The sequence below is a fragment of the Halomonas sp. SH5A2 genome (genome assembly GCF_014263395.1).
Taxonomy (GTDB): domain Bacteria; phylum Pseudomonadota; class Gammaproteobacteria; order Pseudomonadales; family Halomonadaceae; genus Vreelandella.
In genome coordinates this window covers 277,489-292,420 of the sequence record NZ_CP058321.1, presented here as the reverse complement: position 1 = coordinate 292,420, position 14,932 = coordinate 277,489, and the positions used below count along the sequence as shown (strand labels likewise).

Sequence of the window (14,932 nt, the reverse complement as noted above, 5' to 3'; positions counted from 1 at the left end):
TTGCGGGGGTGTTTTTCTTCAGGCTTCCAGCTTAAAGCTTGAGTCAGAGGTGCTCAACGCTCTCGATCTCGTACTCGACGTCGCCACCCGGGGTCGTCACCACGACTACATCGCCTTCCTCTTTACCGATAAGCGCACGGGCAATCGGTGAGGTCACGGAAATAAGCCCTGACTTAATATTGGCTTCATCTTCACCCACAATCCGGTACGTCACCTTAGCGTCGGTATCCAGATTAAGCAGTGCTACCGTCACGCCAAAAATCACCTTACCTGTCTTCGGCAGCTTAGTGACATCGATGACCTGGGCGCCTGACAGCTTGCTTTCAATTTCCTGGATACGCCCTTCGATAAACCCTTGCTGTTCACGCGCGGCATGATACTCGGCGTTTTCCTTAAGGTCGCCGTGCTCGCGCGCTTCAGCGATAGCCGCAATCACCTGGGGACGAGCCTCGCCCTTGAGGTGATTGAGTTCATCGCGAAGACTTTTCTCGCCCGCTATCGTCATCGGGACCTTATTCATTGACTTGCTCCTGCATGCAGATCCTGAAGGCGCCGCACCGTAATCTCCCTACCGTACTCAAGCGCCATGCAAACGGCATTAGCACCCGCCAAGGTGGTCGCATAGGGCACCTTGCGCGCGAGAGCAGTACGGCGAATGACCGAAGAATCGTTAATGGCTTGGCGACCTTCGGTAGTGTTCACGATGTAGGCGATTTCGTCGTTCTTCAACAGATCGACGATATGGGGACGACCTTCGTAGACTTTATTGACGTGCTCCACTGACAGACCAGCCGCTTCGAGGGCGACTGCCGTGCCACGCGTTGCACAAAGAGTAAAACCCAATGTTAGCAGAGAACGGGCCACTTCGATAATACCCTGCTTGTCTGGTTCACGTACGGACAGAAACGCCTTGCGCTCGCCGGTGAGCGCAGGAATCGCCTCCCCCGCCCCCAACTGGGCCTTGAAGAAGGCTTCAGCAAAGGTATCGCCTGACCCCATCACTTCGCCGGTGGATTTCATTTCCGGCGACAGGATCGGGTCCACGCCCGGAAACTTGTTGAACGGGAACACCGCTTCTTTAACGCTGTAGAAGTGCGGCACGATTTCCCGCTCAAAACCCTGCTCAGCAAGGGTTTTACCGGCCATACAGCGCGCCGCCACCTGCGCCAGAGAGGTACCGATGCACTTGGAGACGAACGGCACGGTTCGCGACGCACGAGGATTGACTTCAATCACGTAGATCTCGCCATCCTGCCAGGCAAGCTGTACGTTCATCAGGCCCTTGACGCCCAGCTCCACGGCCATCTGCTTGACCTGATCGCGCATTTCATCCTGCACCGCCACAGGCAGTGAATAAGGCGGCAGCGAACAGGCCGAGTCACCCGAGTGAACGCCCGCCTGCTCGACGTGCTGCATGATACCGCCAATCACCACCTGCTGACCGTCGGAAACCGCATCGATATCGATCTCGACTGCCGCGCTCAAAAAGTGATCCAACAGCACCGGCGAGTCGTTGGAGACCTTCACCGCGTTGGTCATATAGTTCTCGAGCTCGGAGGCGTCGTAGACGATTTCCATTGCCCGACCGCCAAGTACGTAACTGGGCCGCACCACCAGCGGATAGCCAATCGCATCAGCTTTGGAGAAAGCTTCTTCAAAGCTACGGGCGGTGGCGTTGGGCGGTTGCTTGAGGCCCAGTTTGTCGATCATCTGCTGGAAGCGCTCACGGTCTTCGGCGCGGTCGATGGCGTCCGGCGTGGTGCCGATAATTGGCACGCCGGCGGCTTCCAGTTCGCGCGCCAATTTCAGCGGCGTTTGGCCACCGAACTGAACGATCACGCCCACCGGCTTCTCTTTGTCGGCGATTTCCAGCACGTCTTCCAGGGTCACCGGCTCAAAGTAGAGGCGATCAGAGGTATCGTAGTCGGTCGAGACGGTTTCCGGGTTGCAGTTGACCATGATGGTTTCATAGCCATCGTCATGCATGGCAAACGCCGCGTGCACACAGCAATAGTCGAACTCGATGCCCTGACCAATCCGGTTGGGACCGCCGCCCAGTACCATGATCTTCTGACGGTCAGAAACATCTGCTTCACACTCTTCTTCATAGGTGGAGTACATGTAGGCGGTATCTGAGGCGAACTCCGCCGCACAGGTATCCACGCGCTTGTAGACCGGACGAATACCCGCAGCCTGGCGCGTTTTGCGGAAGTCTTTCTCCGCGACGCCCAGTAACTTGGCCAGCCTGGCATCCGAGAAGCCCTTGCGCTTGAGCTGATAAAGCTCACGTGCGGAAAACTCGCTGAGCGAACGCGTTTGCACGGCGGCTTCGCTCAATACCAGATCTTCCAGCTGTACCAGGAACCAGCGGTCGATGTTGGTTAGCGCAAACACCTCATCAACACTCATGCCTGAGCGCAGAGCGTCCGCCACGTAGAAAATACGCTCGGCACCGGCGGCCTGCAGCTCGCCCTGGATCACCGCCATGTTGTCCGGCGTGAAGTCGGTGATGATCGGATCAAGGCCGTCGTTACCGGTTTCCATGCCGCGCAGCGCCTTCTGCAGCGACTCCTGGAAGGTACGGCCAATCGCCATCACCTCGCCCACCGACTTCATCTGGGTCGTCAGGCGGTCGTTGGCCTGAGGGAATTTCTCGAAGGTGAAGCGTGGAATCTTAGTAACCACGTAATCGATGGAGGGCTCAAACGACGCCGGCGTTTGACCACCGGTAATGTCGTTCTGCAGCTCATCCAGCGTATAACCCACCGCCAGTTTGGCGGCGATCTTGGCAATCGGGAAGCCAGTGGCTTTCGAGGCCAGCGCCGACGAGCGGGACACCCGCGGGTTCATTTCAATGACCACCAGACGCCCGGTGTCGGGGTCCATACCAAACTGTACGTTGGAGCCGCCGGTCTCCACACCAATCTCGCGAAGTACCGCGAGGCTGGCGTCGCGCATGATCTGGTACTCTTTATCGGTCAGCGTTTGCGCGGGCGCGACGGTGATGGAGTCACCGGTATGCACCCCCATAGGGTCGAAGTTCTCGATCGCGCAGACGATGATGCAGTTGTCGTTCTTATCGCGGACGACTTCCATCTCGAACTCTTTCCAGCCCAGCAGCGACTCGTCGATCAGCAGCTCATGGTTGTTGGAGAGCTCGAAACCGCGGGTACAGATCTCCTCGAACTCTTCCTTGTTGTAGGCCACGCCGCCGCCAGAACCGCCCATGGTATAGGAAGGACGAATAATCGTCGGGAAACCGAGCTCGGCCTGAATCTCCCAGGCTTCTTCCATGGTATGGGCGACTTTCGCCTTCGGGCACTGCAAACCAATCCGCTTCATGGCCTGATCGAAAAGATCGCGGTCTTCAGCCATGTTGATCGCATCGGCGTTGGCACCGATCATCTCGACGCCGTGCTTGGCCAGCACACCGTATTTTTCCAGATTTAGTGCGCAGTTAAGCGCGGTCTGGCCGCCCATGGTGGGCAGAATGGCGTCCGGCTGCTCGGCTTCTATAATTTTCTCAACCGCTTGCCAGGTGATCGGTTCGATGTAAGTGGCATCGGCCATGACCGGGTCGGTCATGATGGTCGCCGGGTTGGAGTTGACCAAAATAACCCGGAAACCTTCCTCACGTAGCGCCTTGCACGCCTGGGCGCCGGAGTAGTCGAATTCGCAGGCCTGGCCGATCACGATCGGGCCTGCGCCAATGATGAGTATGCTTTTGATATCGGTACGCTTAGGCATAACGGTTCCCGCAAAAAAATGGGTGGCGATGAGCGACAAAAGACGGCGATGCAACAGGGCGCGTTAGCGACGCGCCTGCATCATGGCGACAAAGCGATCGAACAGCGGCGCCACGTCACGCGGGCCGGGGCTCGCTTCCGGGTGCCCCTGAAAGCTGAACGCCGGACGGTCAGTGCGCTCAATTCCCTGCAAGGTGCCGTCGAACAATGAACGGTGCGTAGCACGCAGGTTGGCGGGCAGGCTCGCTTCATCAGCGGCAAAGCCGTGGTTTTGGCTGGTAATCATCACCGTACCACTGTCCAGATCCTGCACCGGGTGGTTGGCACCATGGTGGCCGTGGCTCATTTTGACTGTTTTGGCGCCGGAGGCGAGCGCCAGCAGCTGGTGGCCAAGGCAAATACCAAACACCGGCGTGTCGCTTTCCAGTACGTCCTGAATCGCTTTAATGGCGTAGTCGCAGGGCTCCGGGTCGCCGGGGCCGTTGGCCAGAAAGACGCCATCGGGCTTCATGGCCAGCACGTCGGCGGCGCTGGTTTGCGCCGGAACAACGGTCAGTCGACAGCCGCGCGACGCCAGCATGCGCAGAATGTTGAATTTCACGCCGTAATCATAGGCCACGACATGGTAGGGTCGATCACCTTGCGTCGCATCCGCATAGCCTTCACCCAGCGCCCACTCGCCTTCCGACCACTCGTAAGCCTCTTTACAAGAAACTTCCTTGGCCAGATCCATGCCCTTCAGCCCTGGAAACGCGCGGGCGGCTTCCAGCGCTCGCGCTACCGCATCGTCGCCCTCGGCATCAGCGCCCGCCAGAATCGCCCCGTTCTGAGCGCCTTTATCGCGCAGAATGCGTGTCAACCGGCGGGTGTCGATGTCCGCGATACCCAGCACGTTCTGGCTATTCAAGTAGTCTGAAAGCGTTTGCTGTGAGCGGAAGCTGCTGGCCATAAGCGGCAAATCGCGAATCACCAGCCCCGCCGCGGCAATCGAGGCAGACTCCACGTCTTCACTGTTAGTGCCGGTATTACCGATATGGGGATAAGTAAGGGTGACGATTTGGCGGGTATAGGAAGGGTCGGTGAGGATTTCCTGGTAGCCGGTCATGGCTGTATTGAACACCACCTCACCGCTTGTGACGCCATCCGCGCCAATGGCGGTTCCGTGGAAGACACTGCCATCCTCCAGAGCCAATATTGCGGGTTTGCTCAATGCGGGGTTATTCAAAACAAGGTCCTCCCAGGCTGGTGGGAGCCTGTGGGCGCAGGCTCGGCAATTTCTTCATTATCCACGACGCTCATTAGTGAAACTATCGTCATTAAATTGGGGCCGTAAAAAAGCGGGATGACGCCGATAAAAAACCGGTTTCATCCCGCTTGTTGTTCTCATCCATGGCTAACCGTCATGGCGCAGCAATTAGCTATCTCTCTAACCTAAGGCCAGTGCAACAAGCGCGGTGCTTTCGCTGCAGACATTTTTCTACCTGTAGGCAGCCTACTAGGCCAAAATTTTTGGAATGTTACAGGATTTTTTGGCCTAGGACTACCCCTTGCAGCTACTCAGGCTAGAGGTTGCGTTGAATTCTTGCTGAGTACGCCGGGGATAGGCCGTAGAGGGGATCATTTGCCATGGTCGACGTAATATTATTCCAGCCCCAAAACATCCTGCATATCGTAACGGCCGTTCTCTTTACCCGCGACCCAGCGGGCGGCACGCACCGCGCCTTTGGCAAAGGTCATGCGGCTGGAGGCCTTATGGGTAATTTCGATGCGCTCACCTTCAGTGGCAAACATCACCGTATGCTCACCCACGATATCGCCCGCGCGAACGGTGGCAAAGCCGATTTCTTTATCGGTGCGCGGGCCGCACTGCCCCACCCGCTCGAACACGCCATGCTCTTTTAGCGTGCGGTCCAGGCTTTGCGCGACAACTTCCCCCATCTTGATGGCGGTACCCGACGGTGAATCAACCTTGTGACGATGGTGGGACTCGATCACTTCAATATCGTAGCCTTCATCGCCCAGCGCTTTGGCAGCCGTTTCCAATAGCTTCAGGGTCAGGTTGACGCCTACGCTCATATTGGGCGCAAACACCATCGCGACATCATCACGGTAACTATCCAACTGAGCCAGCTGATCATCATTCATACCCGTGGTACCAATCACGATGCGCTTGCCATGCTTGGCACAGAACGCCAGGTTGGCCAGAGTCACCTGCGGTGCGGTGAAATCGATTAGTACATCGAAATCGTCCACGATGGCCTCCAGCGAATCCACCGCCGAAACACCGCGCTTGCCAACACCTGCCAGCTCGCCAATATCCGCACCCGCCAGGGAACTCCCTGGCTCGACGATACCACCGGCCAGGGTGGCATCAGCCTCTTGTTCAACAGCGTTTACCAGTGTGCGGCCCATCCGGCCAGCGACGCCAACAATGGCAACTCGGGTCATGGAAACTCCTGCGCTTAGTGTTCTAATGCATCAACGTAGAGGGAAAATACGTAAATGATTATAACAGACCCGCCACCCTATTCGGCGCCGGGCCTCGCTCAGTTTTCCCAAATGATGACCAGCGCTTCGTCACCGGCCGTATCCACAAGCTGCCGCTCCACGACACCTTCCAATTCGTCCAGGTGACCTTCCTCCAGTGTTTCGATCGCCACCGTCAACACCTCGTCATCGGCGCGCATCAGGCAAGTGCCGGAAACAAAGGTGATTTTCGCCTCCTGCTCCGAGTGTTCGACCTCAAACTCATGCGCCCAGTGCTTGCACAGGCGATTGATTAAGCGCTCGCCAGAGGGCGTCGCGATTTCAGCACGGGATAGCGGCATGCTGCTTTCTCCAAATAAATGGCAAGTGAGTACCTACTAGCCTAATGCGCGCAACAATAAGTGCCAAGCAGCGTTTACACCCTAGGCGTGATGCGGTGTTCACCGGATTACCCCTCTCGACAGCCGCCGTCGTTTACGCAATAATAATCTCTGTTGCAAATAGGAATTAAACGCAGAACATCGTTTAAGCATTCGCGTCGCGCTGTGTCGGCGAACATTGCTACACCCACCCCACTGATTCCATTTATCGACTGGTAATACAAATGCGTATGGCTTCCCACTTTTCAAAATTACTATTTGGTGCACTGTCGACATTGAGCTGTACCGCTTCCGCTGACGACATTTCCGTGACCGACGTTGCCGGTCGCGACGTCACGCTAGAGGCACCGGCCGAGCGGGTTATTTTAGGCGAAGGCAGGCAAATCTACCTGGTGGGCATACTGGAGCCCGAAGACCCCTTTGCGCATGTGGTGGGCTGGCGCGAAGATTTTTCCCAAGCCGACCCCGACAACTACGCACGCTATCTTGAGCGCTTCCCCGAGATTGAAGCGATCCCGACCTTTGGCGGCTTTAAAGACGGCACCTTCGATGTTGAACAGGCCGCGTCGCTTACCCCCGACGTGGTACTGATGAACATTGAAGCCAAAGCCGCCACCGAGGACGCCGGCTACGATGACAAACTGGCCGAGCTGGACATTCCTATCGTCTATGTCGATTTCCGTGAGGACCCCATCGAAAACACCATTCCCTCGATGCGCATCATCGGCAAGCTGATGGGCGATGAAGCCGCCGCCGAGGAATTCATCACCTTCGCCGAGGAACAGCTGGCAAGGGTCACTGATGTCATCGAACAGGCCGACCCCGAGCGGCCCAGCGTCTTTATTGATCGAGCAGGCGGTTATTCAGATGAATGCTGCATGAGCTTTGGCCCTGCCAACTTTGGCGAATACGTCACCCTGGCGGGTGGCTCCAACATTGCTGCGGATATTATCCCCAACACCTTCGGAACGCTTAATCCCGAGCAGATTATCGCCGCTGACCCAGACCACATGGTGGTGACCGGCGGCAGTTGGGATGCCTACGTGCCGGGCGGTGATTGGGTCGGCGTCGGGCCTGGCGCTGACATGGAGAAGGCGCAGGCCAAGCTCGAAGCCCTCACCGAACGCACCGCCATGACCGGCATTCAGGCGGTCGAATCAGATAATGTCCACGCCATTTGGCACCAGTTCTACAACAGCCCCTACTATTTTGTCGCCATCCAGCAATTGGCGAAGTGGCTACACCCTGACCTGTTTGCCGATCTGGACCCGGAAGCTACCATGGCGGAACTGCACGATCGCTTTTTACCCATCGACTATGAACCCGGCTACTGGCTATCCTTGAATGACGACTGAAAGCATCGCGAAAACGCCTAACGCGCCTGATTCAAAGGGGCGCGCCTTTTATCGCAGCCAGGTGTTTCGCCGCCAGATGATTCTGGCGGCGCTGGTCGTAGCGCTCTTCTTCAGTCTATGCGTCGACCTTGCGCTTGGCCCCGCGCGTTATAGCCTGGGCGAGGTCATGACTGCGCTGTTTACCCCCGACAGCGTTAGCCAGCAGGCCCGTGTGATTCTCTGGGAAATCCGCATGCCGGTGGCGCTGCTGGCCCTCGTGGTCGGCGCGAGCCTTTCCATCGCCGGGGCGCAGATGCAAACCATCCTGAGCAACCCGCTGGCCAGCCCCTTCACACTGGGCATTTCGGCGGGCGCAAGTTTTGGTGCTGCTCTGGGGCTGGCCTTTGGCGTCGCCATTATCCCGGCGGCCATCGAATACGTGGTGCCTATCAATGCGTTTCTGATGGCCATGGTCACCGCCTTTCTTATCCATGCAATCAGCCTCAAGCGCGGCGTGACGGTCGAGACCATCGTACTGCTGGGCATTGCGATGGTGTTTATCTTCAATTCCCTCATGGCGCTGATTCAGTTTTTTGCCAGCCAGCAGGCCGTGGCCGCAGTGGTTTTCTGGACCATGGGCAGCCTCACCAAAGCCACCTGGCCAAAATTCTGGATCGCGCTGAGCATTTTGACCATGGTGATGCCGCTACTGGCGCGCCACGGCTGGGCACTCACCGCGATGCGCCTGGGCGACGCCAAGGCCGAGAGCATGGGGGTCAATCCCCGTGCGCTGCGACTGGAAGTGCTGGTGCTGGTATCGCTACTTGCCGCGATTGCGGTGGCATTTGTGGGCACCATCGGCTTTATTGGCCTGGTAGGGCCGCATATTGCACGCATTCTTCTAGGCGAAGATCAGCGCTTCTTCCTGCCCGGCTCGGCGTTGTGCGGCGCGCTGATTCTTTCCGTCGGGTCCGTGATTTCCAAAATCATCATCCCCGGCACCATCATTCCCATTGGTATCATCACCTCACTCGTGGGCATTCCCTTCTTTCTATTTCTCGTGCTTAACAACAAGAAGGCGTCATGGTAACCCTACAGCTGACTCATGTTTCTGCCCGTTACGGGCGCACCCCCATTATCCAGGACATCACGACACCGCCCTTTCAGGGTGGGCAAATGATCGCCCTGCTGGGGCCTAACGCCGCCGGTAAATCGACCCTGTTCCGTCGCATTCTGGGGCTATTGAAAGGTGACGGTGAGGTCACGATCAGCGGCACCAGTGCCGAGCGCCCCGTGGCCTATATGCCCCAGGACACGGGGGCAAGAGCGGCACTGACGGTGTACGAGTCGGTGCTGTTAGCGCGCATGCAGGGGCGCAGCCTGAAAGTGCAAAGCGAGGACCTGGCACAGGTTGACCGCGCCCTCGATGAGTTGAACATTGCCGTGCTTGGCGAGCGTGATATCGGCGACCTGAGCGGCGGGCAGCGCCAACTGGTCAGCGCCGCCCAGGCGCTGGTGCAGGAGCCCGAGATCCTGATGCTCGACGAGCCCACCTCGGCGCTCGACCTCAACCGCCAGATTAGCCTCCTTGGCGTGCTACGCCGCCTGGCCGACGAACGCCAGATGCTCATCCTGGTGGCGCTGCACGACCTGGGCCACGCGCTGCGCTTCACCGATGCCTCCATGGTCCTCGAACACGGCCGGCTGATTGCCTGCGGCCCCACGGAGGACGTCATCACGCCCTCGCTGCTGCAATCCGTTTACCGGGTAAACGCGCGGATCGAGCCCTGCTCAAAAGGCAGCCCGCAGCTCATCGTCGAAGAGGCCATTTAAGCCGCCGCCCTTCCATGGCGGCCAGCGCCACCCCGCTTAACATCAGCGGCAGCGCCAGCAGGAAAGCACTCGAGACAGGAATCCCGAACAGCACCCAATCCGCCAATACGGGCCAAACCAGGGCAATGTACTCAAAGGGTGCCAGGCGGGACGCCTCCGCGTAGCGTAACGCCAGCGTCATCGCGATATGTGCCGCCCCGCCAAACAGGCCCGAGAGCACCAGTAACCCAAACTCGACCGGACTAAGCGCCGCCCAGCCCAGAGGCAGCGTTGCCAGGCCCGCCAGCGACGACACCAGAATAAAATAGAACGCGATAGAACCTGCCGTTTCCGTGCGTGAAATCCGCCGAACGGTCAACAGCGCCCCTGCCGTTAACAAAGCGCTAAGCGCGCCTAGTGCATAGCCTGCCACCTGGCCATGCGCCCCATCCGCGCCCAGTCCTGGCAGCACCAGTACCGCCATCCCCGAGAGCGCCAGCACGATAGCCCCTGCCCGATAGAGCGAAAACCGCTCACCCAGCAGCAAGATCCCACCGATCGCCATGAACACCGGTGTCAGTTGAGCGAGCAGCGTGGCCTCGGCAACCGGCAATAGCGCGACCGCCGCAAAGGACGCAAACATGGCCGCCGCCCCCAGCCCAGATCGCAGGGCATGTCCCAGCGGGCGACGCGTTGCCAGCCCCCGGGGAAACTCCCGCCGCAGGGCAAGAAACACTACGATCGGCAACAGCGCAAACAGCGAGCGGAAAAACACCGACTGGCCGACCGGCACGGCGTCGCTGACCGCCTTGATGCTCACCAGCATGCCGGTAAACAGCAGGCCGGACAGAACCCTGAGAAAAATCCCTTTGGCGGGCCTATCCTGGAGGTTATCCATGATGCGCAGCACTCCCTGTACAGCAAAAACCCCCGGCGAACCGAGGGTTTTTGAACTTAACATCCAACTGCTGGCCATTATCCCAGAATTACGGCTTCATCTCTTCAAAAAACTTCTTCACGCTATCGAAGAAGCCGGTTTTCTTGGGTGAGTGATGGCTGTTGCTGCCTTCCAGGCTTTCCTGGAACTGGCGCAGCAGATTTTTCTGTTCCTCGCTGAGCTTGACGGGCGTTTCCACCACGACTTTGCACAGCAGGTCGCCAGGGGCGCCGCCGCGAACCGGTTTGACGCCCTTGCCCTTGAGCCTGAACATCTTGCCGGTTTGGGTTTCCGGCGGAATCTTCAGCTTCACTCGGCCATCGAGCGTGGGCACTTCCAGCTCACCGCCCAGTGCCGCATCGACGAAGTTAATCGGCACGTCACACTGCAGGTGCTTACCGTCACGCTGGAAGATATGGTGCGGCTTGATGGCCACCTGGACATACAGATCGCCTGGCGGGCCACCATTGATACCGCTTTCGCCTTCCGCGTTCAGGCGGATACGGTCGCCGGTATCCACACCCGGTGGAATCTTCACCGACAGTGTCCGGGTCTCGCGTACGCGCCCTTCGCCGTTACACTTATGACACGGCACCTTGATGTGCTGGCCTGAGCCATGGCAGGTCGGGCAGGTTTGCTGAACCGCAAAGAACCCCTGCTGCATACGCACCTGACCGTGGCCATGGCACGTCGGACAGGTATCTTTGGTTGAGCCCGGCTCGGCGCCACCGCCATCACAACGGTCGCATTCAATGTGGCGCGGCACACGGATATCGACCGTGGTGCCGGCGACCGCATTTTCCAGATCCAGCTCCAGGTTGTAGCGCAGGTCAGAACCGCGCGCCGGGGCATTGGGACCACGACGACGCCCGCCGCCACCGCCGAAAATATCGCCAAACACATCGCCGAAAATGTCGCTGAAATCGCCAGCGCCACCGCCGCCGAAACCACCGCCACCAAAGCCTCCGCCTTGGCCGTCTACGCCGGCATGACCAAACTGGTCGTAGGCCGCACGTTTTTCGCTGTCGGTCAGGACTTCGTAGGCTTCCGACACTTCGCGGAATTTTTCCGCCGCGGTATCGTCTTCCGGGTTGCGGTCGGGGTGGTATTTTTGCGCAAGGCGACGGTAGGCTTTCTTGATCTCTTTCTGATCGGCCCCTTTGTCGACACCCAGGACTTCATAATAATCGCGTTGGGACATGGGTCCTACGCCTCTTGGTTAGCTACGCATTCAACTGCACATTTAACTATGTATTTTTAACTACACATTAAGCTTCGTGCGTCTTGGACGTGGAAACAGCAACGCGGGAGTTACCCCCCGCGTCACCGCCTGCCTTGTCAGAAAGAGCGCTTACTGCTTTTTCTGCTCGTCGTTGACTTCTTCATACTCGGCGTCGACCACGTCTTCATCGGGCTTGGCGTTGGCCTGCTCGGCACCTTCCTCGCCCGGCTGCTCAGCGCCCTCTGCCTGCTCGGCGTACATTTTTTGCGCCAGCTGGCCAGACGCTTCAGTGAGCGCGTCGAGTTTCTGCTGAATCAGCTCCTGGTCGTCGCCTTTAGTAGCTTCTTCCAGCTCGGTGATCGCGGTTTCGATGGACTGTTTCTCGTCATCGGTCGCTTTGTCACCGGCTTCTTCCAGCGTTTTGCGGGTGGCGTGGATCATGCCGTCCGCCTGGTTACGCAGCTGCACCAGCGCTTCGAACTTTTTATCTTCGTCCGCGTGGGCTTCGGCGTCGCGTACCATCTGCTCGATTTCATCATCGGTCAGACCGCTGGATGCCTTGATAACGATCGACTGTTCCTTGCCCGTCGCTTTGTCTTTTGCGGAGACGTTCAGGATACCGTTGGCATCAAGATCGAAGGCCACTTCGATCTGCGGCACGCCACGCGGCGCAGGCGGAATATCGGCAAGATCAAAACGACCCAGCGATTTGTTCTGCGATACCTGCTTACGCTCGCCCTGCACGGCGTGAATGGTGACCGCCGTCTGGTTGTCATCCGCCGTGGAGAAGGTTTGCGTCTTCTTGGTCGGGATGGTGGTGTTTTTCTCGATCAGCGGCGTCATCACGCCACCCAGGGTTTCGATACCCAGGGTCAGGGGCGTTACGTCCAGCAGCAGTACGTCTTTCACGTCACCGCCGAGAACGCCACCCTGAATCGCGGCACCCACAGCCACGGCTTCGTCTGGGTTCACGTCTTTACGTGCATCCTTGCCGAAGAACTCAGCGGCTTTCTGCTGGACCATCGGCATGCGGGTCTGACCGCCCACCAGGATAACGTCATCAATTTCAGACGCCGACAGGCCAGCATCTTTCAATGCCACCTTGCACGGCTCCAGCGAACGTTTCACCAGGTCGTCGACCAGCGATTCCAGCTTGGCACGCGTGACCTTGACGTTCAGGTGCTTCGGACCGGTGTTGTCGGCCGTGATGTAGGGCAGATTGACGTCGGTCTGCTGGGCACTGGAAAGCTCGATCTTGGCTTTCTCGGCAGCTTCTTTGAGACGCTGCATGGCCAGGTTGTCGCCTGACAGATCAATGCCGCTGTCCGACTTGAACTGGTCAACCAGATAGTTGATCAGCGCCAGGTCGAAGTCTTCACCACCCAAGAAGGTGTCACCGTTGGTGGCCAACACTTCAAACTGGGTTTCGCCGTCGACATCAGCCACTTCAATGATCGAAATGTCGAAAGTACCGCCGCCCAGGTCGTATACCGCGATGGTTTTATCACCGCGTGACTTGTCCATGCCATAAGCAAGCGCCGCCGCAGTCGGCTCGTTGATGATGCGCTTGACGTCCAAACCGGCGATACGGCCGGCATCTTTGGTGGCCTGGCGCTGGCTGTCGTTGAAGTAAGCCGGCACGGTGATAACCGCTTCGGTGACGGTTTCACCGAGGTAATCTTCTGCCGTCTTCTTCATTTTCTTGAGCACTTCCGCGCTGACCTGCGGCGGTGCCATTTTCTGGCCTTTCACTTCTACCCAGGCATCACCGTTATCGGCTTCGGTGATTTTGTACGGCACCATCTTGATGTCTTTTTGCACGACATCATCTTTAAAACGACGGCCGATCAGACGCTTGATAGCGTACAGCGTATTTTCGGGGTTGGTCACCGCCTGGCGCTTGGCGGCCTGACCAACGAGCGTCTCACCGTCTTCAGTGTAAGCAATGATGGACGGTGTCGTGCGACCGCCTTCTGCGTTTTCAATGACTTTTGCACTGTCGCCATCGAGCACCGATACACAAGAGTTTGTGGTGCCCAAATCAATACCAATAATGCGTCCCATAATAAGAACCTCGTATTCGGTTGTTTCAATACATCAAACTGGTTGCGGGATTTCCCGCGGGGTTGCCCCTTTATCTGGGGGCCACCTGAAACTTTTCAAGGCCCTTTTAGGCCTTTACTGCGTTATGACTCACTCGCTTTCTGACTGACCACGACCATGGCCGGGCGGACCAGACGTCCGTTCAGCAAGTAACCTTTCTGCATCACTTCCATAACCGTATTCGGCTCTTGCTCAGGATTCGGCACCATCGCCATGGCTTCGTGGACCTGCGGGTCAAACGGCTCGCCCTGGGGCTCGATGCTTTCAACACCAAACTTGCCCAGCACATCAAGCTGCATCTTCAGGGTCATCGAGACCCCTTCGCGATGGACCTCGGAGGCGTCTTCCTGCATCGACTCAAGCGCTTTTTCCAGGCTGTCGATGACCGGCAGAAGCTCTTTAACAAACTTCTCCAAGGCAAATTTGCGCGCCTTTTCAGCCTCATGCTCCGCCCGGCGGCGCACGTTTTGCGCTTCGGCGGCTTCTCTTAGCGACTGGTCCTTGGCTTCTGCCAGGCGCTGCTCCAGGTCTTGTACCTGAGCGGCCAGCACGTCGACTTCAGCCTCATCCTCGACACGATCGACGACGGCTTCATCGTCATTAATAAGGCCTTCCAGCTCACCTTCAACCAGGCGATCTTCAGATTCTTGCTCCGGCGTCTCTGTTTCCTGCTCGTGACGAGCCAGCTCGTCATCCATCGGGGTTTGCGGTTCTTTTGCCATGCCTTGCTCCTGCAACGTTCGGGGGGGCGTGCGCTACGCCCAAATAGTAAGTAGCAATGTAAATTGGCTCTGCACCGTATATGGGGACCATAAAAGCCATCTCAAGTGGGCATTGAAGCGCGTTTTCGACTACTGTATAAAACAACAATATTCAGACGCATTAACTGCGCTCGTCCCGCTGCGCCTCAG

The 14,932-nt window shown here is 58.0% G+C and carries 12 protein-coding genes; 3 read left to right on the top strand and 9 right to left on the bottom strand.

Annotated features, from left to right (window positions below; translation table 11 throughout):
* Window positions 1-43 precede the first annotated feature (43 nt).
* From greA to HXW73_RS01415, 5 genes are all read right to left on the bottom strand, one after another.
* A complete protein-coding gene (greA, locus tag HXW73_RS01435; RefSeq protein ID WP_186254569.1) occupies window positions 44-520 on the bottom strand; it encodes a transcription elongation factor GreA in 477 nt (158 codons plus the stop codon).
* Window positions 517-3,747: a carbamoyl-phosphate synthase large subunit gene (gene carB / locus HXW73_RS01430; protein ID WP_186254568.1), complete on the bottom strand. Its 3,231-nt coding sequence runs from the start codon at window positions 3,745-3,747 to the stop codon at window positions 517-519. Before carB ends, greA begins: the two co-directional genes overlap by 4 nt.
* Window positions 3,748-3,810: 63 nt before the next feature.
* A complete protein-coding gene (gene carA, locus HXW73_RS01425; protein ID WP_186255872.1) occupies window positions 3,811-4,956 on the bottom strand; it encodes a glutamine-hydrolyzing carbamoyl-phosphate synthase small subunit in 1,146 nt (381 codons plus the stop codon).
* Window positions 4,957-5,387: 431 nt separating this feature from the next.
* Window positions 5,388-6,194 (bottom strand): 4-hydroxy-tetrahydrodipicolinate reductase, encoded by an 807-nt coding sequence (dapB, locus tag HXW73_RS01420; RefSeq protein ID WP_186254567.1) that lies wholly within the window; start codon window positions 6,192-6,194, stop codon window positions 5,388-5,390.
* A 98-nt stretch (window positions 6,195-6,292) separates the two neighbouring features.
* Window positions 6,293-6,574, bottom strand: coding sequence for a DUF2218 domain-containing protein (locus HXW73_RS01415; RefSeq protein WP_186254566.1), 282 nt, complete (start codon window positions 6,572-6,574; stop codon window positions 6,293-6,295).
* Between the two features lie 269 nt (window positions 6,575-6,843).
* Here HXW73_RS01415 and HXW73_RS01410 point away from each other — a divergent pair, with 269 nt between their 5' ends.
* From HXW73_RS01410 to HXW73_RS01400, 3 genes are read left to right on the top strand one after another with little or no spacing between them, the layout of a single operon-like run.
* Window positions 6,844-7,968, top strand: a complete 1,125-nt coding sequence (locus HXW73_RS01410) for an ABC transporter substrate-binding protein (RefSeq protein ID WP_222105036.1) — start codon at window positions 6,844-6,846, stop codon at window positions 7,966-7,968.
* Window positions 7,958-9,037: a FecCD family ABC transporter permease gene (locus HXW73_RS01405; RefSeq protein ID WP_186254564.1), complete on the top strand. Its 1,080-nt coding sequence runs from the start codon at window positions 7,958-7,960 to the stop codon at window positions 9,035-9,037. The genes HXW73_RS01410 and HXW73_RS01405 overlap by 11 nt, the downstream gene beginning before the upstream one ends.
* Window positions 9,031-9,780 (top strand): ABC transporter ATP-binding protein, encoded by a 750-nt coding sequence (locus tag HXW73_RS01400; RefSeq protein ID WP_186254563.1) that lies wholly within the window; start codon window positions 9,031-9,033, stop codon window positions 9,778-9,780. Before HXW73_RS01405 ends, HXW73_RS01400 begins: the two co-directional genes overlap by 7 nt.
* On the opposite strand, the gene HXW73_RS01395 is transcribed toward HXW73_RS01400, so the two are convergent.
* From HXW73_RS01395 to grpE, 4 genes are all read right to left on the bottom strand, one after another.
* On the bottom strand, window positions 9,758-10,657 hold the full coding sequence (locus tag HXW73_RS01395; RefSeq protein ID WP_186254562.1) for a DMT family transporter: 900 nt from the start codon (window positions 10,655-10,657) through the stop codon (window positions 9,758-9,760). The two genes, HXW73_RS01400 and HXW73_RS01395, sit on opposite strands and share 23 nt — an antisense overlap.
* Before the next feature lie 88 nt (window positions 10,658-10,745).
* On the bottom strand, window positions 10,746-11,897 hold the full coding sequence (gene dnaJ / locus HXW73_RS01390) for a molecular chaperone DnaJ (protein WP_186254561.1): 1,152 nt from the start codon (window positions 11,895-11,897) through the stop codon (window positions 10,746-10,748).
* 150 nt (window positions 11,898-12,047) lie between these two features.
* Window positions 12,048-13,982 (bottom strand): molecular chaperone DnaK, encoded by a 1,935-nt coding sequence (gene dnaK, locus HXW73_RS01385; RefSeq protein WP_186254560.1) that lies wholly within the window; start codon window positions 13,980-13,982, stop codon window positions 12,048-12,050.
* A gap of 122 nt (window positions 13,983-14,104) precedes the next feature.
* Window positions 14,105-14,743 (bottom strand): nucleotide exchange factor GrpE, encoded by a 639-nt coding sequence (gene grpE / locus HXW73_RS01380; RefSeq protein WP_186254559.1) that lies wholly within the window; start codon window positions 14,741-14,743, stop codon window positions 14,105-14,107.
* Window positions 14,744-14,932: the final 189 nt, after the last annotated feature.

What these genes read in the sequence shown, in the direction of transcription:
- greA (WP_186254569.1), bottom strand. Translation starts at nt 520, where the DNA reads ATGAATAAGGTCCCGATGACGATAGCGGGCGAGAAAAGTCTTCGCGAT.
- carB (WP_186254568.1), bottom strand. Translation starts at nt 3,747, where the DNA reads ATGCCTAAGCGTACCGATATCAAAAGCATACTCATCATTGGCGCAGGC.
- dapB (WP_186254567.1), bottom strand. Translation starts at nt 6,194, where the DNA reads ATGACCCGAGTTGCCATTGTTGGCGTCGCTGGCCGGATGGGCCGCACA.
- HXW73_RS01415 (WP_186254566.1), bottom strand. Translation starts at nt 6,574, where the DNA reads ATGCCGCTATCCCGTGCTGAAATCGCGACGCCCTCTGGCGAGCGCTTA.
- HXW73_RS01410 (WP_222105036.1), top strand. Translation starts at nt 6,844, where the DNA reads ATGGCTTCCCACTTTTCAAAATTACTATTTGGTGCACTGTCGACATTG.
- HXW73_RS01405 (WP_186254564.1), top strand. Translation starts at nt 7,958, where the DNA reads ATGACGACTGAAAGCATCGCGAAAACGCCTAACGCGCCTGATTCAAAG.
- HXW73_RS01400 (WP_186254563.1), top strand. Translation starts at nt 9,031, where the DNA reads ATGGTAACCCTACAGCTGACTCATGTTTCTGCCCGTTACGGGCGCACC.
- HXW73_RS01395 (WP_186254562.1), bottom strand. Translation starts at nt 10,657, where the DNA reads ATGGATAACCTCCAGGATAGGCCCGCCAAAGGGATTTTTCTCAGGGTT.
- dnaJ (WP_186254561.1), bottom strand. Translation starts at nt 11,897, where the DNA reads ATGTCCCAACGCGATTATTATGAAGTCCTGGGTGTCGACAAAGGGGCC.
- dnaK (WP_186254560.1), bottom strand. Translation starts at nt 13,982, where the DNA reads ATGGGACGCATTATTGGTATTGATTTGGGCACCACAAACTCTTGTGTA.
- grpE (WP_186254559.1), bottom strand. Translation starts at nt 14,743, where the DNA reads ATGGCAAAAGAACCGCAAACCCCGATGGATGACGAGCTGGCTCGTCAC.